Annotated in this window: 22 protein-coding genes; 5 read left to right on the top strand and 17 right to left on the bottom strand. The window is 45.8% G+C overall.

The genetic code is table 11. The features are described 5' to 3' along the window. Positions 1-91 precede the first annotated feature (91 nt). The 5 genes from M3197_RS02915 to M3197_RS02895 form a co-directional block, all read right to left on the bottom strand. Entirely contained in the window at positions 92-505 is a 414-nt protein-coding gene (locus tag M3197_RS02915) for a TIGR03826 family flagellar region protein (protein ID WP_251658517.1), read from the bottom strand. A gap of 18 nt (positions 506-523) precedes the next feature. Next, a complete protein-coding gene (locus M3197_RS02910; protein ID WP_251658516.1) occupies positions 524-1,135 on the bottom strand; it encodes a ComF family protein in 612 nt (203 codons plus the stop codon). After that, positions 1,132-2,511 carry an ATP-dependent helicase ComFA gene (locus tag M3197_RS02905; RefSeq protein ID WP_251658515.1) on the bottom strand — a complete coding sequence of 460 codons (1,380 nt, stop codon included), beginning with the start codon at positions 2,509-2,511 and terminating at the stop codon, positions 1,132-1,134. The genes M3197_RS02910 and M3197_RS02905 overlap by 4 nt, the downstream gene beginning before the upstream one ends. 18 nt (positions 2,512-2,529) lie before the next feature. Next, positions 2,530-3,384 carry a DegV family protein gene (locus M3197_RS02900; RefSeq protein ID WP_251658514.1) on the bottom strand — a complete coding sequence of 285 codons (855 nt, stop codon included), beginning with the start codon at positions 3,382-3,384 and terminating at the stop codon, positions 2,530-2,532. Between the two features lie 77 nt (positions 3,385-3,461). Then, complete coding sequence (locus M3197_RS02895; RefSeq protein WP_251658512.1) at positions 3,462-4,694, bottom strand: EAL and HDOD domain-containing protein; 1,233 nt, start codon at positions 4,692-4,694, stop codon at positions 3,462-3,464. Positions 4,695-4,848: 154 nt separating this feature from the next. On the opposite strand from M3197_RS02895, the gene M3197_RS02890 reads away from it, so the two are divergent. Beyond that, positions 4,849-5,625, top strand: a complete 777-nt coding sequence (locus tag M3197_RS02890) for an enoyl-CoA hydratase-related protein (RefSeq protein ID WP_251658511.1) — start codon at positions 4,849-4,851, stop codon at positions 5,623-5,625. A 36-nt stretch (positions 5,626-5,661) separates the two neighbouring features. Next, on the top strand, positions 5,662-6,096 hold the full coding sequence (locus M3197_RS02885; protein ID WP_251658509.1) for a ribosomal eL19 family protein: 435 nt from the start codon (positions 5,662-5,664) through the stop codon (positions 6,094-6,096). Here the strand turns inward: M3197_RS02885 and M3197_RS02880 are convergent. After that, positions 6,040-6,426, bottom strand: a complete 387-nt coding sequence (locus M3197_RS02880) for a flagellar protein FliS (RefSeq protein WP_251658508.1) — start codon at positions 6,424-6,426, stop codon at positions 6,040-6,042. The two genes, M3197_RS02885 and M3197_RS02880, sit on opposite strands and share 57 nt — an antisense overlap. 109 nt (positions 6,427-6,535) lie before the next feature. On the opposite strand from M3197_RS02880, the gene M3197_RS17395 reads away from it, so the two are divergent. Further along, the gene (locus tag M3197_RS17395; protein WP_251658506.1) at positions 6,536-7,345 is read left to right on the top strand and encodes a flagellin; all 810 of its coding nucleotides are present in this window, start codon (positions 6,536-6,538) and stop codon (positions 7,343-7,345) included. Between the two features lie 226 nt (positions 7,346-7,571). Here the strand turns inward: M3197_RS17395 and M3197_RS02870 are convergent, their stop codons facing one another. Next, positions 7,572-7,865, bottom strand: coding sequence for a late competence development ComFB family protein (locus M3197_RS02870; RefSeq protein ID WP_251658505.1), 294 nt, complete (start codon positions 7,863-7,865; stop codon positions 7,572-7,574). Positions 7,866-8,472: 607 nt separating this feature from the next. On the opposite strand from M3197_RS02870, the gene M3197_RS02865 reads away from it, so the two are divergent. After that, entirely contained in the window at positions 8,473-8,814 is a 342-nt protein-coding gene (locus M3197_RS02865; protein ID WP_251658503.1) for an alpha-helical endospore appendage domain-containing protein, read from the top strand. A 62-nt stretch (positions 8,815-8,876) separates the two neighbouring features. Here M3197_RS02865 and M3197_RS02860 read toward each other — a convergent pair whose 3' ends face one another. Beyond that, complete coding sequence (locus M3197_RS02860; protein WP_251658501.1) at positions 8,877-10,856, bottom strand: S9 family peptidase; 1,980 nt, start codon at positions 10,854-10,856, stop codon at positions 8,877-8,879. Positions 10,857-10,913: 57 nt separating this feature from the next. Here M3197_RS02860 and M3197_RS17320 point away from each other — a divergent pair, with 57 nt between their 5' ends. Further along, complete coding sequence (locus tag M3197_RS17320; protein ID WP_285851053.1) at positions 10,914-11,045, top strand: hypothetical protein; 132 nt, start codon at positions 10,914-10,916, stop codon at positions 11,043-11,045. Positions 11,046-11,120: 75 nt separating this feature from the next. Here the strand turns inward: M3197_RS17320 and M3197_RS02855 are convergent, their stop codons facing one another. The 9 genes from M3197_RS02855 to lplA all read right to left on the bottom strand — a co-directional run bounded on the left by M3197_RS02855 (position 11,121) and on the right by lplA (position 20,728). Further along, the gene (locus M3197_RS02855) at positions 11,121-12,848 is read right to left on the bottom strand and encodes a methyl-accepting chemotaxis protein (RefSeq protein ID WP_251658499.1); all 1,728 of its coding nucleotides are present in this window, start codon (positions 12,846-12,848) and stop codon (positions 11,121-11,123) included. Between the two features lie 177 nt (positions 12,849-13,025). Continuing rightward, a complete protein-coding gene (locus M3197_RS02850; RefSeq protein WP_251658497.1) occupies positions 13,026-13,238 on the bottom strand; it encodes a hypothetical protein in 213 nt (70 codons plus the stop codon). Continuing rightward, a complete protein-coding gene (locus M3197_RS02845; protein WP_251658495.1) occupies positions 13,232-13,495 on the bottom strand; it encodes an internalin in 264 nt (87 codons plus the stop codon). The genes M3197_RS02850 and M3197_RS02845 overlap by 7 nt, the downstream gene beginning before the upstream one ends. Before the next feature lie 31 nt (positions 13,496-13,526). Further along, the gene (locus M3197_RS02840) at positions 13,527-15,080 is read right to left on the bottom strand and encodes a fatty acid--CoA ligase family protein (protein ID WP_251658494.1); all 1,554 of its coding nucleotides are present in this window, start codon (positions 15,078-15,080) and stop codon (positions 13,527-13,529) included. A gap of 148 nt (positions 15,081-15,228) precedes the next feature. Beyond that, on the bottom strand, positions 15,229-17,163 hold the full coding sequence (locus M3197_RS02835) for an FtsX-like permease family protein (protein ID WP_251658492.1): 1,935 nt from the start codon (positions 17,161-17,163) through the stop codon (positions 15,229-15,231). Then, on the bottom strand, positions 17,135-17,914 hold the full coding sequence (locus tag M3197_RS02830; protein WP_251658491.1) for an ABC transporter ATP-binding protein: 780 nt from the start codon (positions 17,912-17,914) through the stop codon (positions 17,135-17,137). The genes M3197_RS02835 and M3197_RS02830 overlap by 29 nt, the downstream gene beginning before the upstream one ends. Further along, on the bottom strand, positions 17,868-18,914 hold the full coding sequence (locus tag M3197_RS02825; protein WP_251658490.1) for a sensor histidine kinase: 1,047 nt from the start codon (positions 18,912-18,914) through the stop codon (positions 17,868-17,870). The genes M3197_RS02830 and M3197_RS02825 overlap by 47 nt, the downstream gene beginning before the upstream one ends. Then, the gene (locus M3197_RS02820; RefSeq protein ID WP_251658489.1) at positions 18,911-19,615 is read right to left on the bottom strand and encodes a response regulator transcription factor; all 705 of its coding nucleotides are present in this window, start codon (positions 19,613-19,615) and stop codon (positions 18,911-18,913) included. Before M3197_RS02820 ends, M3197_RS02825 begins: the two co-directional genes overlap by 4 nt. A 120-nt stretch (positions 19,616-19,735) precedes the next feature. Continuing rightward, the gene (lplA, locus tag M3197_RS02815) at positions 19,736-20,728 is read right to left on the bottom strand and encodes a lipoate--protein ligase (protein WP_251658488.1); all 993 of its coding nucleotides are present in this window, start codon (positions 20,726-20,728) and stop codon (positions 19,736-19,738) included. Positions 20,729-20,764 lie beyond the last annotated feature (36 nt).

The following is a 20,764-nucleotide window of genomic DNA, read 5'->3' as shown; positions in this document are numbered from 1 at the left end:
AGATCAACACCGTCAACAATCCAGTTCAATACCAGAAAAATTAATGGCAATCCCACTTAGTCATTGTATGACCCTTGGAACTGCCAATTAATCATTTTTTACGTTCTGAAAGATACGTGCTTTGTTCTTTCTGTTGAATCGCTTCACGGAACTCTGTAGCTGCTTCAAACGTTTTTAAATCTTGTTTTAGGTCTGCTGTACACTCGTCACACAATTTCCCTTTAGAAGTCAACTTTCCACAATTATCGCATGGATAGCCTAGATTCGGAAACAAAGCAGGTTGCAAGCGTCCTTTTCGAACCCATTTGTGAAGCATGGACTCAGTCGCTTCTGTCATTTCTACAATGCGTTCGATTGTCGCTGCACGGTTTTCTCGCTTCCGTAAGAAACGGTATACCTCTTCGTACACTCGTTCTTCGTTCATCCCACATTTCCCGCACACGTCACGCACTCCTGTATAGTTGAAAAAATCGCCGCATGATGGGCAATGTCTTAGTTCTGCCATTTGTAGTTCCTCCTGTACTCATTTCTGAATTGATCGAATCAAGGTCACTGCTTCTACTCTTGCAGCGCCTGCTTGTTTCAAGACAGTTGCTGCCCGACGCAATGTCGTTCCTGTCGTATAAATATCGTCCACCAATCGATACGTGATTGGTTGTACTACTGCACCTGGTACGAGTTCAAATAACTGACCCATGTTGAGTCGTTCGTGTCTGGATTTTTCGCCCATGACAGTTGTATTGGTCTTAGTCAGTAACTGCACATAGGGTCGTTTTGCACCATCCAATAGCGTTTCTACGTGAGCAAAGGTCCGATTCCGTGCCCGTTCTGGATGCATCGGTATGGGAACGATCGTATCCTTGTTTGAAAATGCTCGTCGCAGTTCGTTTGAGAACACTTGTGCAAGTGCTACATCTTGGAGGAACTTGTATTGATGTAGCCAATCCCGCATGGCTTCATCGTATTCATATAGAGAATGAACGGCATCCAATACGTCCCCTTCTTCCTTTATGTCGGCACGAACGAACCGTTTTGAACAGTCGTCACAAAGTGTCTTTTTCTTTTCTATGCCGAAGAACGATTGCCAAGAGGCGACTTCTGAGATTGGTTTCATGCACAATAAACATGGGTTCATGGTTGATCCCCTCCTGCATTGAGCCGTTTTATTTCCCGACGCGCTTGGTCCATCGCATAACTGATTCCGTTATGGAACAACACGAAATCGCCGGAAGGATGGTTCACATTTCGACCAACCCGACCTCCAATTTGAACAAGTGCACCAGCGTCAAATAAGGATTGTTCTGCACCGACGACCGCCACTTGGATGTTTTTAATCGTAATCCCACGTTCTAATATAGTTGTCGTCAGCAACCCCGGTATCTTCCCTGCCCGTAAGTCTTGGACGTGCTGTTTACGATCAGGATGCGCGGAATGGACAGCTCGGATCCGATCGTCGAGTTGTCGGATGGCTTGCTCCGCTTTCATCATTAGTTCAATTTCATGAAAGAATACTAGGAATGGTTCGCTCAGTTCAAGTCGTTGTTGAATCCATTTTTCGAGTGCTTTCGGCATTTTTCCTTTAGATAGCTGTTTTGAGTAGTTCCAGAGCGATTCATATCGTGGACCAGGGAGTGGGTGACCGTGATAACGACGATAGATGGTCGAGACTGCGCCTGTTTTCTTGATGTCTGTCAGTAATTTGTCTGAGGGCGTTGCGGTGACGAAATGGATTGGTGCATCTGGTTTTGCAGCTTTTCGGACGGCGTGCTGAAGGGTTTTCTCTGCAGTATATGGAAAAGCATCGGCTTCGTCGACAAAAATCGCATCGAATGCATGACGGAATCGGTACAGCTGATGGGTCGTTGCTAGAATAAGTTGGGCGTCGAATGCTTGGACATCTGCACCTCCATACAATGCCTCCAGTTTGGTCGATGGAAAGGCTGCGCGTAGTCGTGGTTCCAGTTCTAAAATGACATCGACGCGAGGTGCTGCGATGCAAACTCGTTTGCCTGCTAAGAGTAGCTTATGTATCGGTTCAAATAAAATTTCCGTCTTACCAGATCCACACACTGCATGAATTAGGTGGGGACGTGCCCTCACAATACTTTCATATAACTCTTTTGACGCTTGTTTCTGGCGTTTCGTCAATGTTCCTTCCCAGGCAAGAGCGTGTTCTGTCGGGTACTCGGTACATGGACCTTTCCAGACAATAAGCTCCGTACAAACGGAGACTCTTCCCATTTGCAGGCAGTTACGGCAATATGCACATGGACCTTCGCATTGCAGGCAGTCGAACGAGGTGAATAGTTGTGGGTCTACGTTTTCGCACCGAACACATTTACAACTTGGTTGCCCGAACAAACCTTTTTTCATCTTGACTCCCGGAGTTGTTTCAACCATGCCACTTTCGATATGCTCGTTGATTTTTTCCACAGAAAAAGGCGTGTGCTGACGCAACCAAATGCGACCGTCCAGAAAGTCTCTGACGGCCGGATCGAATGGTTTGTTCATCCGCACACCCCCTACTGTTTAGTTGTTCGTTTTTCGCTTGACCCAACCGAGTCCCATGGCACCTTCGCCGAGATGAGTACCGATAACGGGACCGAAATGGCTGATGGTGAATTTCACATCCGGGAGGCGGTCACTCAATTCTGCTAGCCATGCCTCCGCCTCTTCGGGTTGGTTGCCATGAATGATGGAGGCTTCAAGAGGCATGTTCGCTGCGTCTTCTGCAAGCATGTCTGCAATCCGCTTCATCGCTTTTTTACGAGTCCGAATTTTCTCGAATGGCACAATGACTTTATCGACAAAATGCAAAATAGGTTTCACTTGTAATAGGCCGCCAATTAATGCTTGAGCGCTGGATAGTCTCCCACCACGTTGCAAGTGTGACAAATCATCAACCATGAAATACGCACGCATCGTTTGTTTCATTTCAGCGAGTTCACTCATGATCTCATCCATCGAAGCGCCTGCTAGTGCCAGCTCAGCTGCACGAATCGCATAGAACCCTTGCATGTAACAGGAGATTTCCGAATCGAAGACACGAACGTCCAAGTTTGCAGCTAATTCACCCGCTTGGACGGCACCAGCGTATGTACCGCTGATGCCACTCGACAAGTGAATAGAAACGATTCCCTCTACACCTGCGTCTTTCAATTCGTTGAACTTCGATGCGAATTGGCCGACTGACGGTTGCGAAGTTTTCGGTAGGGGTCCATCTCCACGCACTTTGTCGTAAAATTCTTTAGAGGTTAAATCGATTTCTTCGTCATAGTCTTGTCCTTCTATTGTTACTGCGAGCGGAACAATATGGATCTTTAGCCGCTTGCGCAAGTCTTCGGGTAGATAGGCCGTACTGTCTGTAACAACTGCAATTTTCACTCTCATCAACTCCTTTCCTCATTCTAACGAATTGCGCTAGAATTGGGAAATGCAATGCGATGAAAAGTAAAAGATTTTTAGTCAAGTTGACGTCCCCAACGGATTGCTTCTTGGGAATACACACACAAATCGTTCAACGGGATGTCCAGTTCCTCACATAGCACTTTCATTTGTGGTAAGTCGAGACGTTCAACAGCAACTGCGATTTGAAGAAACGGGGTCATCTTTGTCGCGTCCCCCATTAGTGTTTGCATGACTTCATCCGAAAGGGGAATATCATGTTCAATTTCCTGCCAATCACGATGGAGAATTACGTCCAACATCGAAAACATACCTACTAAGAAAAATTCATCTGAGTTTTGGTGACCATTTCGTTTTGCAAGCAGTTCACATAACTTCGCTCGTACGAGGGAGTAGTCAACAAGTACTTTCGTTCTGCCTTTCCCTTGACCGATGCCCATTTGATGGAGCGTAATGATGTAGAGCCATTTTTTTGTTTCTTGCAGTCCAATAAGGACAATCGCTTGTTGAATGGATGTAATTTTTCTCGGGATCCCAAACGCATAGGTGTTGATGAAGCGGAGTAGTTTGTAAGTAAGTGACATATCTTGCGTAATGAGTCCCGCCACTTCCTGCACACTCGGTAGCTCGGTATTCAATCGGTCCATAATCCGGAAATTGTGCTCATCAATCGCAGGAACTTCAGCGCCCATTACTATTTCAGGTGTAGCGAAGAAATACCCTTGAAAGAGCGCGTACCCCGCATCTTTTGCTTCCTGAAAATCGTCTTCTGTTTCAATTTTCTCAGCAAGCAATTGTACATTCGGATAGACACGTATGAAATTTTGAATCCGTTCGCGTTCTTGTCGATCTGATTGGATGAAATCGACTTTGATGAAATCGATAATTTCAAACAGTCCTTTTTCGACTTCATATTGTTTCGTCAGGACAAAATCATCTAGCGCGATACGAAAGCCTTGGTTTTTCAATTTCCGTAGCTTAGTAAGAAGTGTCGGCGTAATTTCGACATCTTCCAACACTTCGATAATGACTCTCGCTGGATTGAGGTGATCATACAAATCTTGCGCCAACAACTCACCGGTAAAGTTGATGAAGGAAGGGTATGCCCCAGAAACGCGATCGACACCGATCGTGAGAAATGTATTGACTAATACACCGATTGTCGCTTTTTCTGGATTGACGTTTGGAAACCGGTTCACTTCACTGTTGCGATATAAAAGTTCATAGCCGAAAAGGTTTCCATTACGATCTAAAATCGGCTGTCTGCCTACAAATACACTTGCGTCCACTGGGATTCCACCTAACTTAGTCCATTTTCCTATATTGTAGCAAATTAGCACTAACTTGCAAGTTCACTATTTTACTATAATATCCTTCTTCTGGCTTCAAATTCTTTGAAATGATATGTTTTAAGAGTATTCAATGATTTCGGGGGTGTATAGAATGGAAACAATTTTATTGGAAAAGAAAAATGGACTCGCTTGGGTAACGTTGAATCGACCTGATTCGATGAATGCGTTTAATTACGACATGATTCGCGAACTTGGGGAAACGGTCGAACAACTTAGAGTGGATCCGGAAGTACGCGTCGTTATATTGACAGGATCTGGAGACCGTGCGCTTAGTGTGGGGGCCGATTTAAAAGAACGAAAGACGTTAACGGACGTTGACGTGAAACGTAATTTGAATAAAATCGGTGATGTTTTCACGATGATTGATCAGCTGCCGCAGCCGACAATTGCGATGATCAACGGGTTTGCGTTCGGTGGTGGAATGGAACTTGCGCTCGCCTGTGATTTCCGATTCGCAGCGATGTCCGCTGTTATGGGGCTGACGGAAACAGGGCTTGCGATCATTCCAGGTGCAGGAGGAACCCAGCGTTTGCCGCGTCTCGTAGGAGAAGCAAAAGCACTTGAGCTCATTTTGACCGCTCAACGAGTATCTGCATCTGATGCCGCATTGTGCGGACTTGTGACACGTACTGTCGAAGATGCTATGTTGAAAGAAGAGACACAGGCATTTGCCGACAAAATTCTCGCAAATGGGCCAATTGGAGTACAACAAGCGAAATTTGCGATAAAACAAGGAATGAAGGCGGATCTTGCGACAGGACTTACGATTGAACGAAAAGCGTACGAAATCACGATTCCGACAGAGGATCGAATGGAAGCGTTGAATGCGTTCGCGGAAAAGAGGAAGCCGGAGTTTAAAGGAAGATAAGAGGGGGACACACGAATCTGCTTTTGTGGTGGATTCGTGTTTTTTGTTGGGATGGGTGGAGTAGATTCGCTGTACGCGCTCGTTTCTGCGCTGCACCCGCTCGTTTTCTCTCCGTACCCGCCCGTTTCCTCTGCACCCGCTCGTTTCCTCACCGCACCCGCTCGTTTCTCCTCTGCACCCGCTCGTTTCTCCTCCGCACCCGCTCGTTTCTCCTCCGCACCAGCTCGTTTTTCCTCTGCACCCGCCCGTTTCCTCTCCGTACCCGCTCGTTTCCTCTCCGCACCCGCCCGTTTCCTCTCCGCACCCGCCCGTTTCCTCTCCGCACCCGTCCGTTTCCTCTCCGCACCCGTCCGTTCTCCCTTCTCTCATCTTCCCTTTCCATACAAAAAAGCCGCCACTGGTTCTGGCAGCTTTTCAAACATATGTTGTATGAACTTGCTTCTTCTTTGCGTGTTGCCAATCGGTATGTAGGTTCCTCGCAATCGCCTGGACTTCCGCAATTGCATCCACGTCCGCTTTGAGCGATGCCGTCACTAGGGTTTGATTGGCATAGATGTAGAGGGTTAGTAGTCGTTGGCCTTCTACAGAGGTAGCATCTGTCATCGCCATTAATTCGAAGACCAATTGCTGGGCTAGTAGGAGTCCGTCTCGCCAGCGTTTGTCATTTTGTTCGAGATGATGAAGTGAAGCATCCAACTTTTGATCGATTGCTTCCAGCGCTTGGCATACCGCGGTAAGTGGCGGTAGTGATTTGGCATTCATGTTGCGATAGGCTGTGACCGCTTGTTTGACAGTGATCACCCACTCCACCTCCATTCTTCTATCTATATCGGTAAGTTCTCATTCAATTTTATGACTTTCGGTCGATATAACGTGAGAAGCCATTATTTACATAAATGAGGTGAGCCACGTGCGTATAAATAGCAACGAACAAATTCAAATGGCAGCGAATCGCGGCGTACGAAACGACAAGCAGATTGAGAAGTCGTTACGCCATCTAGGAAGTGGATTAAAAATTGCAACGAGTGCCGATAATGCAGCGGGCTCTGCGATTTCTGAAACAATGCGCGCGCAAATTCGTGGGATTTCGCAAGCCCAGCGCAATATGCAGGACGGATTGTCTGTTCTCGAATCTTCCAATGAAGGGATGAACAACGTCAACGGCTTGTTGCAACGGGCAAGGGAATTGGCGGTTCAGTCTGCGAATGGAACGTTTACGGATTCAGACCGTATAGCAAGCGGATTGGAACTGGAGCAAATTTTTGCTGCTATCAATGATACAGCGGATAAGCTTGAGTTCAACACGAAGAAGATTCTTGGAGAAGATAGCGAGCTGACGCTTCAAGTAGGTGGAAATGCTTCTCAGCAAATGAAAATAAGCTTATTCGACGTCCACACAGATGCAATCGGGCTCGGCGGTGCATCGCTAGCGACTCAGGAAGACGCAGACAAGCTGATAAGCACGATTGATAATGCGCTAGGTACAGTGACAGGTTATCTCACAAAAATCGGTTCGCAAATGGAATCACTTGAGCATCATCTAACGAACGCTGGCGTTTTTGAAGTGAACTTGAATAAGTCGTTATCACTATTAGAAGACGCCGATATGGCAAGAGAAATGATGGACTTTGTCGGATCCGACATCCGGAAGAAAGGCGACGAGTTGCTGATTAAGCATGTGAACAGCACATTGCAGGAGTCACTTGGATTGTTGAAATAAATTTCAATGTCAATATCTAGTGATTCAAGACAGTCCCGTTGATTGAAGCGGATGGCGGCGACTCCGGAGGGATGCCAATGGAAACAACCTAAGTTCGCGGCGTCCTGCCGCAACGGTTGCATGACCTACATCCTGTAGGCCCGCGTCCGCCAGAAGCGGAAATCAACACCGTGAATTGTATTGTGAGTAAAGAAAAAACACCGAAGCCACATGCGCTTCGGTGTTTTTACTGTTCTTGTTTCAATGCAAATGTCTCACAGCGTGGGCTCTGAGAAACAAGAGCTGCTGATTTAGCGATGATGGCTATGATATTAGTAATTCCTTGGTGATTCGCTTCATGTGTTGCCCGGACATACGGACCATATTTTGAGTTAGCTATGTACCGAGGTGGTAATTCATTGAGGGCAAGTGCTGAAATGTCATTCAAGCACTGTTCGCAGTCACACGCTAGATTCATATTATTCTTATATGACAACAAGGTATCACGAACGACATCTTCCATTACATTGTGGACTCCCACTTCGTTCTCCTCCATTCAAATTCCCTTCAAGACTCTTTGTAGCTATCCAATCCTTCAAGGAATCTGGAAAAGTATGGACAGTTTTTCTAATACGTACATCCTACAATATTTCCTAAATAGTTGCAATCGCTTTTGTTTTGCTGAAATTCCTAGTCCCCCTAAGAAGTTTGTCCTCAGACGTCTGTCCCTTTACCATTGACGGAGCGGAATATAGTAGAAGTGTTCGGATGAAACATGCTTGAAACGCACTCACATCAGCACTTTGTCTCTACAAGACAGTTGGCCTCGGACGGTTGTCCAATTCTCAGTAAACAAGCAGCATATAGTAATAGTGTTCGGACGAATTAATCCTACCTAAAACAACGCATAGTTCAAAACACATCCACAAGACAATTTCCCTCGGACGCTTGTCCAACTCTTGCAAAGTTCACATCATACACTATTAATGTACGGACTAGTAAAACCATCCTTCCTCGACATGTCGATCAAAAACACATCCACAACACGTTGAGCAGATTGTCCCACGGACGGTTGTCCAACTCTTGTAAAACGAGCCGCATATACTAGAAGTGTCCGGACGCACCACATTTAAAGGAGGTGAATGAACATGGACCACGCTAAAATGCTTAATCAACTTCAAGCAGCAGCGGCAGAATCCCTCAACAATCCTCGTGTCACATTGGGTGAGATCACTATCGTTTCTGCTTTGCTGACAGAATTTGCAGTTACACTTCTCTTGTTTGAAGAGGTAGAAAAGTTCCGCGAATTCAATGACAATGATACGTCACCTTGCGAAAAAATTGAGTTCGACAAAGCTCTCGCTGATGTATTGAAAGGCGTTTGTTGTATCGAAGACGCAGTTGTTAAGAAAATCAGAGCAGGCATCGCAATCGATGCAGCCGACGATTCAGTAAATCCCCCATATGTAGGAGATTGCTGCTCACGCTAACCCCTTCCCCTCCTCATCAAAAAACGCCTGTCCCTTCCCCCGGGACAGGCGTTTTCCTCATGTCACAAATATTTTTCAAACCAGCCCGTCAGCTCATTTAATCGTGTAACACGCAAGTTCGGTTTTCCTATACGGGACAAGTTATGGTCGGACTCCGGGAACCGAACGAATTCGGTTTCCTTCTTCATGCTTTTCAATGTAATGTACAACTGTTCCGCTTGTTCTATCGGACAACGCAAGTCATTTTCAGAGTGAAGAATAAGAATTGGAGTTTTCACATTTTCTGCGTATTTCAGCGGCGAATGCTTCCACAATGTGTCCACATCCGTCATATCTGCTTTCATTTGCCAGTCACTGAAATAATACCCGATGTCTGAAACTCCGAAGAAACTGATCCAATTGGAAATAGAACGTTGTGTAACAGCGGCTTTGAATCGATCCGTGTGGCCAACAATCCAGTTCGTCATGAATCCGCCATAGCTTCCGCCTGTTACGCCGAGCCGGTCTTTATCGATCCAGCTATGATTTTTTAAAACATCATCAAGTGCATCCATAATGTCTTGATAATCACCACCACCATAATCGCCACGCACTGCATCGACAAATGCTTGGCTATACCCGTGACTACCGCGTGGATTAATGTAGAGAACCCCCCAACCGTTTGCCGCTAGCACTTGCATTTCGTGGAAGAACGAATTGCCGTACATCGCGTGTGGACCACCATGAATGTTCACGACGAGCGGATACGTGTTGCCCTCTTGATAGTTTGCAGGTTTCATTAGCCAACCATGTACGTCAAAGCCTCCAGCGCCTTCTAATTGAATCGTTTCTGGTTTTACTAAAATCGTATTAGCTAAGTAGTTTTCATTGAACGAAGTCAGTGCTTTTCGTTCCCCCGTAAAAATGTCAAGACGATACAATTCGCCTGGATTCACCGGAGTGCTAACAGCTACGAGTGCGAACTGTCCGTTTTTAGCGACATCATAATCGTAGACATGCGCCGACTCAGGAGAAGCAGGATACAAGCTACCTTCCAAATCTGCGAAATACAGTCGAACATCACCCATCGTCGTGACTTGGAAGTACAAGTAATTGCCTTCCGTCCAAACCGCTTCAGGCGGGTTCGGTCCTTGCTGATGATCCGCGACTACTGCATCTCCAAGAGGCGCATCGAGTGCTTCCGTCAGATTAAGCGTCGTCTGGTTTTCACAGTCATAGACAAATAGGTTAGAGTGGGTCGCGTTCTCAAACGTCCGATCCGATCCGCCATAAGCAATATAGCGATCATCTTCGGAAAACGTTGCACCACCAAAATAACCTTGTTCATCGACAAGAACCGTTTCTTCTTTCGTTTCGATATCAACGAGCACCAAAGGCTGACGAAAGTCGAAATCTTTGTTTTCCGCGCGGTTAACGCCGACAACGAGCTTCTTTCCGCAATGTGACACTGCTTGTAAGGAATGATCGTACACATCTTCAGTGAATGCTGTGATTTCTCCACTTTCAAGATTGAGACAACCGATTTGCGAATGACGGTCGTCTTTCACAAAACCTGCCCCATCCGCTTTATATTTCATCGTCGTAACGCGAAGTGCTTCAGGCTGTTTCTTTTCATCCTTCTCTTCTTTATCTGTAAATGTTTTTCCGTCTTTCAGTGTACTAGTTAGCCAGATTTTCGTTCCACATGGCGCCCACAAGAAGCTAGTCACACCTGTCTCATAATCCGTCAAACGGCGTGCTTCTCCTCCACTAACTTGCATAACAAATAGCTGGTTCTTCTCATCACGCGTCGACAAAAATGCGACTCGACTTCCATCCGGCGACCATTGAGGCTGAGAAACGCGCTCTTTCCCATACGTCCATTGCGTCGAACTACCAGACTCCACATCGAGGTGATGCAAATGTGCATGATACGCATTCTCTTCTTTATCCATCTGCGTTACAATAAACACCGCTTCAGAAGCATCCGGAGATAACACCGGATTCGTCACCGATTTCAATTCAAATAAATCCTCTTGCCGAACCATCTGTTTACCTGTCATCTTCATTCCTCCCTAATGCCATCTATTTCGACACTCGGAAGACTTTTCCTTTTATTCATGAAACATTTCCTGTGGATTTATGGTTTTTCTTTTTCTTCTCCATCTGTTTTAGTAGAGGAATCCTATGCCACCCATTCTCCGCTGATTGCAGCGGAAGACGGCGACTCCGGAGGGATAAGCGCAGGTTGAAGACCCCGCAGGAAGCGAAGCGAACCGAGGAGGCTGAAACCAAGCCCCTCGGAAAGCGTCCGTCTGTAGAGTAAATCAGCCCTGTCGATTATCTGGATTACCAGTTTCCAACTCAAACACATCAATCATCGTCTTCAGCGACTCCGCCATATCACTCAACACATGTGCACTAGCCGAAATCTCCTCCATCGTGGCATTCTGCTCCTCAGCCGCCGCCACAATATTTTGCGCGCTGCCCTCAGACCGCTCCGACAACTCCTCCACTTGCCCAACAAGCGATTTCATCGAATGCGTACTTGCATTGATTTCCTCACTAATCGCAGACACTTCCTCCGTCTGGGCTGACACCTCGCCAATCATCTTCGCGATCTCATGGAAACGCTCGCCTGAACGATTTGCCATCGACAACCCTTCTTCGACATTCGACTTCGTTACAGTTGTTGCCTGTTGCACACTCTTCACTTCCATTTGGATTTCTCCAATTAATCGGTTGATTTCACTCGCCGCTTGCGCAGACTCCGACGCCAAATTTCCGACTTCACCCGCAACAACAGCGAACCCTTTCCCATGCTCCCCAGCGCGCGCCGCTTCAATTGAAGCATTCAATGCTAGCAAATTCGTCTGCCCCGCAATCTTTGTAATGAGCTCAACGATACTCCCAATCTTCTCAGATCTCTTGGAGAGTTCATCCACCACACTTGCCGTATGTTCCGTGGACGCTTGTATTTGCTCAATTTTTTTAACGGTTTGTTCCATGACGGCTGTACCATTTTGAGTTTCCTCCGTTGTGGAAATTGCAAGGTCCGACACTGTATGAATCGCCGTTGCGGTTTGATCCATACCTTGAGAAATTTCAGAAACGATTGTCGTCGTTGAGTGTGTGTATTCCAATTGTTCGGACGAACCTTCCGATATGCCGACGATTTCTTCCGTAATTTGTGTCGAAGCTTGTGCAGTTTCGTCCGCACTCGCTGTCAATTCACTTGATGTCGAAGCGATTGTAGCAATCGTTGTCTGTAGTTCCGCAATGATTCGATATAAATTGTCGGATAGCATATTGGCATCTCGTGTCAATTGTCCAATTTCGTCGGGATCTCCGACTTCGATTGGTTCTGGCGTCAATTTACCTTCCGCCATTGCATTCATCCGGTTCGTAATGCTGGTGATTGGTTTTTGGATTTTGCTTTGCAAATAGCGAATGCCCAGTCCGGCAATTACGATGCCTAGGATTGCACCGGCAATCATTGTAATAAGAACACTTAAGTATAAAGCTTCTCCTTCCTTTTCGATTGCTGTTAATTCATCTTTATGTGCCTGTTCAAGCGAGAGTAGGTCACTTCTCAGTGTATCGATGGTAACTCCCGTTTCATAGGAGTTTTGGATAGCTGTCTGTTTATCTCCTGCTTTGCTTGTTTGCAATAACTGCTTGATTTGACTGTTGTAGGTATCAAGTTGAACTTGTACTGCATCAAAAGCTTGTTGTTCGTTTGAGGAGAGCACTTTCTTATAAGCGGTTTCTGTCGCTTGCAATTGTTCTTGGTTGGATGCAATTTCTTCTTCATATTTTTCTTCAAACGGACGATCTTTCGACACAAGATGACGCTGCGTAGCACTTAGCATCTGTTGCACCGTTTGCTCGAGTTCGTTGTTGTATTGAATCTTCGGCAGAACCCCTTCATCGATAGCCTTTGTGTTCTCATTCAACCTGTACGAACTAACCACACCAATACTTCCAAGCACGAGGATCAAGACCAAAATAGTTCCGAAAACAGCATTCAATTTTCCTCTAACCGACTTTTTCATAAGGCACCCCCTTTTGATACTTTTAGTATATAGCGTATATATCGACCAAAACTTATAGAGATTCGACATACGTGTGAATTTTTAATATATTTGCAAGGTGTGGTGAAAAGGGTTGATGGAGTGGAAGGGGTGCCTTGTGGAATGGAGCGCTTAAACTACGTAATTGGGCGGGTTTCATCACGAAACGAGCGGGTTCATCTCAAGAACGGGCGGGTCCCACGCCGAAACGGGAGGGCCACCTCTAAAACGGGCGGGTTCCACGCCGAAACGAGCGGGTCCACCTCTAGAACGGGCGGGTTCCGGGCCGAAACGGGCGGGGTCCACGCCGAAACGAGCGGGTTCCGGGCCGAAACGAGCGGCTCCACCTCGGGAACGGGCGGGTTTCACCACGAAACGAGCGGGTTCATCTCAAGAACGGGCGGGGCACACGCCGAAACGGGCGGGGCCCCTCGAGAACGGGCGGGTTCCGGGCCGAAACGGGCGGGGCCACCTCGGGAACGGGCGGGTTCCGTGTGGAAACGGGCGGGGCCACCTCGAGAACGGGCGGGGTCCACGCCGAAACGAGCGGGGCCACCTCGAAAACGGGCGGGTTTCACCACGAAACGAACAGGTAGCTCAAGTTTTATTGCACAAAAAAGAGGACGCAAATGCGCGCCCCCTCTCTTCCCCCACTTTCCGTCAAACTTTCACGTAATCTTTCAAAGAACGACGCAAGATTTTGCCGGTTGTGTTCTTTGGTAGTTCATCCAGAAATTCGATATGCTTCGGCACTTTGTACTTTGCGAGACGTTTCTCGCAAAATGCGATCAGCTGCTCTTCGGTCACATCTACGCCTTCTTTTGCAACCACATAAGCAAGCACCTCTTCACCGAAATCAGGATCTGGTACGCCGAGCACTGCTGCTTCGATGAGGTCGCGATGTGTGAACAATACTTCTTCTACTTCTCGCGGATAGACATTATATCCACCCACGATGATCAAATCTTTCTTGCGATCGACTATGTAGAAGTAGCCATCTTCGTCTTTGCGCGCGAGGTCGCCTGTGTACAACCAGCCGTCACGAAGGGCAGCTGCTGTTTCTTCAGGCATCTTGTAATAGCCTTTCATGACATTGTCGCCTTGAACGATAAGTTCGCCGACTTGTCCGACAGGTACTTCATCTCCAAGCTCATCGACTACTTTGTTCTTTACATTTAAGATCGACGTTCCGATTGATCCCGGAATCCGTTCCCGATCTAGTGGATTAAAACATGTCACTGGCGAGGCTTCCGACAAACCGTATCCTTCCGACACTTTCACTTGAAACTTCTCTTCGAAGCTTTCAAGGAGAGCAACTGGAAGGGATGCCCCGCCTGAAATTGCAAGTCGAATCGATGAAAAATCTTCTCGCGTTGCTTCCGGGTATTGCACCATGAAGTTGTACATCGTCGGCACACCCGCAAAGATTGTCGCTTGCTGTTCTTTCACTGCCTTGAACACTTCAGCCGGACTGAATCTTGGCATCAAAACAATCGTTGCACCTTTAACGAGAGGTGCGTTGACGACAACAGTCAGAGCGAAAACATGGAACACTGGCAACGTTGCGATGACGCGGTCTTCAGAAGAAAATCCGAGATACTCACCAACGTCACTAGCGTTTGAATACAAGTTTCGATGCGTCAACATCGCGCCTTTTGGACGTCCTGTCGTACCAGATGTATATAGAATGATAGCGGTTTCATTTTCATCAACAGAAACTGGCTCCATGTCAGGCTTTCCACTTCTAAGTACTTGGGTGAATAAGTGTGTTTTCGCTTTTGCTCCAGCAGATAATACACTGACTTTTTCACTTGTTTCAGCCGTTGTCTCACACACAATATACTGTTCAATAGCAGGGTGTTGAACAGATGCTGCTTCAACGAGTGGAAGTAGTTGTTCGAGCGCAACTACTACTTTTGAATCGCTATCTTGCAGAATGTACGAGATTTCATCTGGTGAATAGATTGGATTTACTGGAATCGCAGTTGCACCTAATCGCATGGTTGCATAGAGCGATATAAGAAAATGTGGTGTGTTGCCGAGTAACAAAGCGACGTGATCTCCTTTGTTAACTCCTAAGTCTTGTAAAGCGGATGCGAATAATGCGACTGATTGGTCAAATTCTGCGTACGATGTATCCTTACCTGTAAAGTGATATGCTGTTTTTCCAGGCTGTGATTTAGCGGTTGCCCGGACTCTTTCTACTAAGTTCATCGTAGTACCACCCTTCGTAGTTGAATGAATAGTCATTCATTACCGTCAACTATTAGTATATAAGAAAAATTTAAATAATTCAATAGCCTATATTTTTCGATATTTTATCAACAAACTACTTTTCCACCAAATTAAAAGACACCGAAAATTACTCCGGTGTCCGAATGTGAGATAGATACCGCCATCGAATTAGATAGAAATAAGAGATTTGTAAGACCGCAAATCCACCTAATACCAGCGTAAGCTCTTTTACAATTGAAATTTCTGCGAGTGCATCCCAAATGACTTGAAGCGCTAAGAATGCGAACGCACTATGCACAAATGCCACTCCCCAAGGGATGAAAAACTGTGGTAGCAGCTGTCGATTCACAATCTTCTTTAACTCGCTATCCGTTATTCCCATACGTCGCAGCACATCAAACTGTCTGCGGTCACGGTCCAAGGTAGTATATAAACGGAAATAAACGAAACTGCCTGCAGCAAGGAACAACACCGCCGCGAGCATTAATCCCATGAACAGCAATAAAGAAAATGTTGTACGGATGATGGAATAATTCAGGCCTGGATTGCCGAACGAAAACAACGTTCCCGATTCGCCACCAAGTAAAATGGACTGTAATTCGTCTTCATGTAGTGCGCGTCCAACATCTTTCGTCTCTTGCCAATCCGATATATTAAACGCGTAATAGCGAAATAGCGAGGACTCCGATCCGTTCTCCCCCATAAGTACCCGTTCAAAGTCTGCGTTCGTCAAAATGATTGCATTGGCTCCAATTGCATTCGGTGGGAATAGCTGATGTGAATACGCTCCAGAGATTTCTATATCGAGACCACTTTTTTCTAGTGAGGTGTTGACTGTTCGATCTTTTAATTGTTGGTAGGATGATTCAGACTGTGGCAAAAAGAGTGCTTCCCCATCTTCTATGTCAACAGCCGGATAACCGAACGTGTATCCGAGTGCATTGATACTCGACAGTCTAACAATCGACACATTCATATTAGTAAAGGATGACTTCTGTTCAAGCACCTGAAATTCAACGAGATTATAGTCGATTGCCTTCTCATTCAACTCGTCTGTGAGCTCCCGAACATGAATCTGCTCCAGCACGTTTCCTGGATAACTCTTGTAGACAAGCCCTAAAGGGTTGATTTCCCGGTATTGATTGGCAAAAGAAGTGAGGGATGCGAGCAATCCGACTGACATGAACGCAAGCGTAGATACCATCGTAACGATAAAAAACATGCGCGCATTTTCTTTCAAACGGACAACGCCTTCTGAGAGCGATAGTAGCCAAAACGGCCGCCAATAAATGCGTTTTCGTGTCCGTAACAGCTGAATCAAATACGGCAAGGAGTCGCTAAAGAAGAAATACGTTCCAATTACAGCCGCAGCCGGTAACATAAAAATAACCCGGATGACATACGTATGCGTTGCGTAGACAGCCATTGTATACGTCAATACCAGCATTGCAATTCCAGCGAACGCACGCCATTTTGACGTCGAATACGCATCTTGTTCCGCTGCTTCTCCTTGCAGTAAATCGTACACTTCCCCCGTTCGGATGAACATGGGAGCAAGCAGTGAAATGATGATGAATACACTCGCGAAACTCCCCACTGTCAAAACAAAGGGATGCCATGTGAAATAAAGCGGCAGTGTCGGAACTTGGATGAGTTCTTTGACAATCATCAAGAAAAATTTCGAGAAAACAAATCCAAGAAATGTTCCTGCAACGATTGCAACACCTCCTATCAACATCGTTTCAAGGAAAATGAGTCGTTGGAGCTGCCTCCTTGCCATACCGATCAATAACAAAATACCAAACTCTTTCGTCCTAGCTTGTAAAAAAGCGCGCATTGAATAGAACAAGAAAAAAAGTGTGAAGATGAACAACACAAATTCTGCAGTAATCATTCCACTCGTCGCAATATCTTGGACAAAGCCTTCGTTCATCGCAGGGTGGAACAATAGCATAGAGTAAAGGAAGAACACCATGACTGAAAAGGCACTCGCCATAAAGAAGGCTGCGTAAATACGTCGATTCCGGACGACGTTACGGTAGGCGAACTGACGAAAGGTCATTGACGTTCCCTCCGAGCAACGACAGCACGTTTAAAATCTGCTGAAAAAATGTCCGGCGCTGTTCATCTTTGTACAATTCATTGAAAAACTCACCATCTTTGATGAACAACACACGATCACAATAACTTGCGGCAAGCGGATCATGTGTCACCATAATAATCGTGGTGCCTGCAGTTTGATTGATTTTCGATAGTAGTTCCAATACATCCCGTGCTGATTTCGAGTCGAGATTTCCTGTCGGTTCATCTGCCAAAATGAGTTCTGGCTCATGGATAAGCGCACGGCCGACTGCTGTGCGTTGTGCTTGCCCACCAGATAATTCGTCTGGTCTTCTGGATAAAATTTCATTTAGTGACAGTTTGTCCGCGAGAGCTGCAATTCTTTGTTTCATCTCAGGCACTGACACGTGATCGAGCGTTAACGGGAGCACCAAGTTTTCCTCAACTGTCAGCATTTGTAGCAAATTGATTGTCTGAAAGACAAATCCTAAGTTCCTTCTTCTAAATAACGCGAGGTCATTTTGATTGAGCGCTTCGGGTTCAATCCCATTCACCGCAATCCTTCCATACGTTGGCAAGTCAATTGTTGAAATAAGATTAAGCAATGTCGTTTTACCGCTACCAGATGGCCCCATAATCGCGATGAACTCGCCTTCTTCTGCTTCAAAATCGAGACGATTCAACGCTCGATGCATCACTTTGCCTTCATAAATTTTCGTCACTTCCGATAACTCGACGATTTTCCGCGCCATCGTTTTCTACCGCCTCTCCATTCGAAAACAACACAGACACTGCTGTCCCTTCGCCCACTTTCGACTCAATTGTCAACGCGTGTCCAAGTCGTTCGCATACTTCAGATGCGATATATAATCCCATCCCTGTCGATTCTCCAGTTTTCCGACCGTTTTCTCCAGTGAAAAACGCACGAGTTACTCGCTTCACATCCGTTTCAGGTATACCAATACCTTCATCCTCTACGGTCAACTTGATGCCTTGCTCCGTTCTATCAGCAGTCATGTACACTTTTTTGCCTTTTTTAAACGTATACTTCACCGCATTCGTTATAAATTGTCCAAGTATAATTTTCATCCATTTCGGGTCGGTTGCGACGACATATTCCGGATCTACATGAATTTCAGGAAACACCCCATTTGTGATGAATAACCGCTTATGCTCTGTCACCACTTGTCGAACGAGGTCTTCCAATACAATCCGCTCAATTCTCATATCATCTTCAAATGTCTCGAGTCGTGCATTGACGAGCACCGCATCTAGTCCATCCTGCAATCTATCGAGCTCTTCATGGAAACTTTTTCGATCGATTTCTTCTTCTTGCAAGAGTAAGCCAAGAACTGAAATCGGTGTTTTCATCTGATGCACCCATTGGTTAATGAAATGCAGTTGTCGATGTTGTGCTGCGTCAAGCTTTTGAACATCACTATGATAGAGTCTATACAATTTACGCATATATTGTGCTGTCATCCGATGTTCCGGCGTTTGTGGCCGTCCGATTAAGGCATCTTCCATCCGCCCCGGATCTCGCTCGTACACTTCATAAAACGATCGCCGTGTAATGAATTTCACGAGTAAGTAGCCAATGGTCAACATGATCCCCATCACTATTGCGTACACGGCTGTGCCCCAGTCGCGCGAACCATCGAGCCAAAAAAGAAGGACAATAAATAGCAGCAATACAAACTGGAACAGCAAAAATGAGGCATGTTCCTTTATAAATAGCCTGTACTTATTCATACTTCTTCAGTCGCTAGTACAAATCGGTAACCAGCTCCACGAACTGTATCGATTGTTGAAAGAATATCAAAATCCGCTAGTTTTTTTCGGACGCGAGCAATGTTGACATTCAACGTGTTTTCATCTACAAATGACTGATCGTCCCAGAGTTCTTCGAGTAACGTCTCGCGGGATACCACTTTCGGTGCCGCCTCCATCAACAACTCCAGAATAATGCACTCCTTTTTCTGAAGTGGAACAAGGGTGTCTCCTGATTGTAGTTCCATTCTTTCTGCAAACAGCGTCAACGCCCCTACTTTTACAATTCGTTCCGACTGCGCAGGTGCATATTCGCCAAACGAACGGCGTAGATGGCTTCTGATTTTTGCTAAAACGACGTCATAATGGAATGGTTTCGTGATAAAATCGTCTCCACCATTTTCAAGTGCAAACACTTGGTCCATATCACCTGAACGTGCCGAAATAAAAAGAATCGGACATGTCGTTTGAGTCCTCAACTGGCGGCACCAATAATAGCCGTCATATGTAGGTAAGTTGATGTCGAGTAAAATCAGATGCGGATCGAACGACAGACACTCATCCGCGATTTGATCAAAATCCTCCGCAACGGCTACGTCATACTGGTATTTCCGCAGTGTGTCTGCAAGCAGTTCCGCGATTTTACGATCATCCTCAACGATAAAAATACGATGTTTCTCCATAGATCCGCGCCCCCTTTACAAGTAGTATCAGTATACCGTAAATCCTCTCCACTCGCCTTTCTCACACATATGAAAAACAGGCTCCTCTCGCCGATTGGGCAGAAGAAACCTGTTTGGATGTCAGTAAATCAAATTCACGAATTCTTCTTGTGTAATGCCACCGAGTAACTTAGGAATATCGAGATTGCTGACTGCAGCTGTAATCGATTCTCGGTCATACTGACAATTCACGAGACGATTTTCAATCTCTGTGACACTACCGATTCCGAAGAAGTCACCAAAAATGTGTACTTCATGGATTGTCCCTTTTTCAACTTGTAGTCGAACATCGATGCTCCCCACAGGGAAGCGATGTGAATGTTGGACGTTACATTTCGGCGAGCGACCATAGTTCCAATTCCAGTTGCCATAACGCTCTTTGGACAATTGGTGTATGTTCTTCCAGTCTTCCTCAGTTAATACTTTGTATTGTATTTTTTCTTCGCCACCAAAAATCGAATTTAAGATTTCCATACGGAATTGTTCGATCGTCATCGGTTTGTCCATATGCTCAGAAATATTCGTAACACGACTGCGAATCGATTTAATCCCCTTGGACTCAATCTTATCTTTCTTTACACGTAACGCATTGACTACTTCTTCAATTTCCGTGTCAAACATGAGCGTCCCATGGCTGAACATGCGACCTTGGGTTGCAAATTGTGCATTTCCTGAAACTTTTTTACCGTCAACGAGTAAGTCGTTGCGTCCAAGTAACTCCGCTTTCACACCCATTATAGCGAGTGCTTCCACAACTGGTTCCGTGAACTTTTTAAAGTTACGGAACGACTGGCCATCATCTTTTGTGATGAAGCTGAAGTTCAAGTTTCCTTTATCATGGTACACTGCGCCACCACCAGAAAGTCTGCGTACGACATGAATCCCGTTTGCATCCACGTACTCTGTATCAATTTCTTCAATTGTGTTCTGGTTTTTCCCAATAATGATGGAAGGTTCATTGATATAGAACAGAAGATAAGAATCCTCATCGGTATCCATTGTTTTGAGTACGTATTCCTCAATCGCTAAGTTAATTCGCGGATCCGTAATGCCTTGGTTATCTACAAAACGCATGCTAGTCTCCCCTTTATATGAAGCTGATAGTGACAT

This window comes from Sporosarcina aquimarina (assembly GCF_023715615.1).
Taxonomy (GTDB): domain Bacteria; phylum Bacillota; class Bacilli; order Bacillales_A; family Planococcaceae; genus Sporosarcina; species Sporosarcina aquimarina_A.
Note: the sequence above shows the minus strand (reverse complement) of the source record. Positions and strands in the feature narration are given on the sequence as shown.

Bases quoted from the DNA above. Each gene is read 5' to 3' on its own strand.
- M3197_RS02890 (WP_251658511.1), top strand. From the start codon at position 4,849: ATGGAAACAATTTTATTGGAAAAGAAAAATGGACTCGCTTGGGTAACG.
- M3197_RS02905 (WP_251658515.1), bottom strand. From the start codon at position 2,511: ATGAACAAACCATTCGATCCGGCCGTCAGAGACTTTCTGGACGGTCGC.
- M3197_RS02865 (WP_251658503.1), top strand. From the start codon at position 8,473: ATGGACCACGCTAAAATGCTTAATCAACTTCAAGCAGCAGCGGCAGAA.
- M3197_RS02825 (WP_251658490.1), bottom strand. From the start codon at position 18,914: ATGAATAAGTACAGGCTATTTATAAAGGAACATGCCTCATTTTTGCTG.
- M3197_RS17320 (WP_285851053.1), top strand. From the start codon at position 10,914: ATGAAACATTTCCTGTGGATTTATGGTTTTTCTTTTTCTTCTCCATCT.
- lplA (WP_251658488.1), bottom strand. From the start codon at position 20,728: ATGCGTTTTGTAGATAACCAAGGCATTACGGATCCGCGAATTAACTTA.
- M3197_RS02840 (WP_251658494.1), bottom strand. From the start codon at position 15,080: ATGAACTTAGTAGAAAGAGTCCGGGCAACCGCTAAATCACAGCCTGGA.
- M3197_RS02855 (WP_251658499.1), bottom strand. From the start codon at position 12,848: ATGAAAAAGTCGGTTAGAGGAAAATTGAATGCTGTTTTCGGAACTATT.
- M3197_RS02830 (WP_251658491.1), bottom strand. From the start codon at position 17,914: ATGGCGCGGAAAATCGTCGAGTTATCGGAAGTGACGAAAATTTATGAA.
- M3197_RS02860 (WP_251658501.1), bottom strand. From the start codon at position 10,856: ATGACAGGTAAACAGATGGTTCGGCAAGAGGATTTATTTGAATTGAAA.
- M3197_RS02910 (WP_251658516.1), bottom strand. From the start codon at position 1,135: ATGAACCCATGTTTATTGTGCATGAAACCAATCTCAGAAGTCGCCTCT.
- M3197_RS02835 (WP_251658492.1), bottom strand. From the start codon at position 17,163: ATGACCTTTCGTCAGTTCGCCTACCGTAACGTCGTCCGGAATCGACGT.
- M3197_RS02915 (WP_251658517.1), bottom strand. From the start codon at position 505: ATGGCAGAACTAAGACATTGCCCATCATGCGGCGATTTTTTCAACTAT.
- M3197_RS02820 (WP_251658489.1), bottom strand. From the start codon at position 19,615: ATGGAGAAACATCGTATTTTTATCGTTGAGGATGATCGTAAAATCGCG.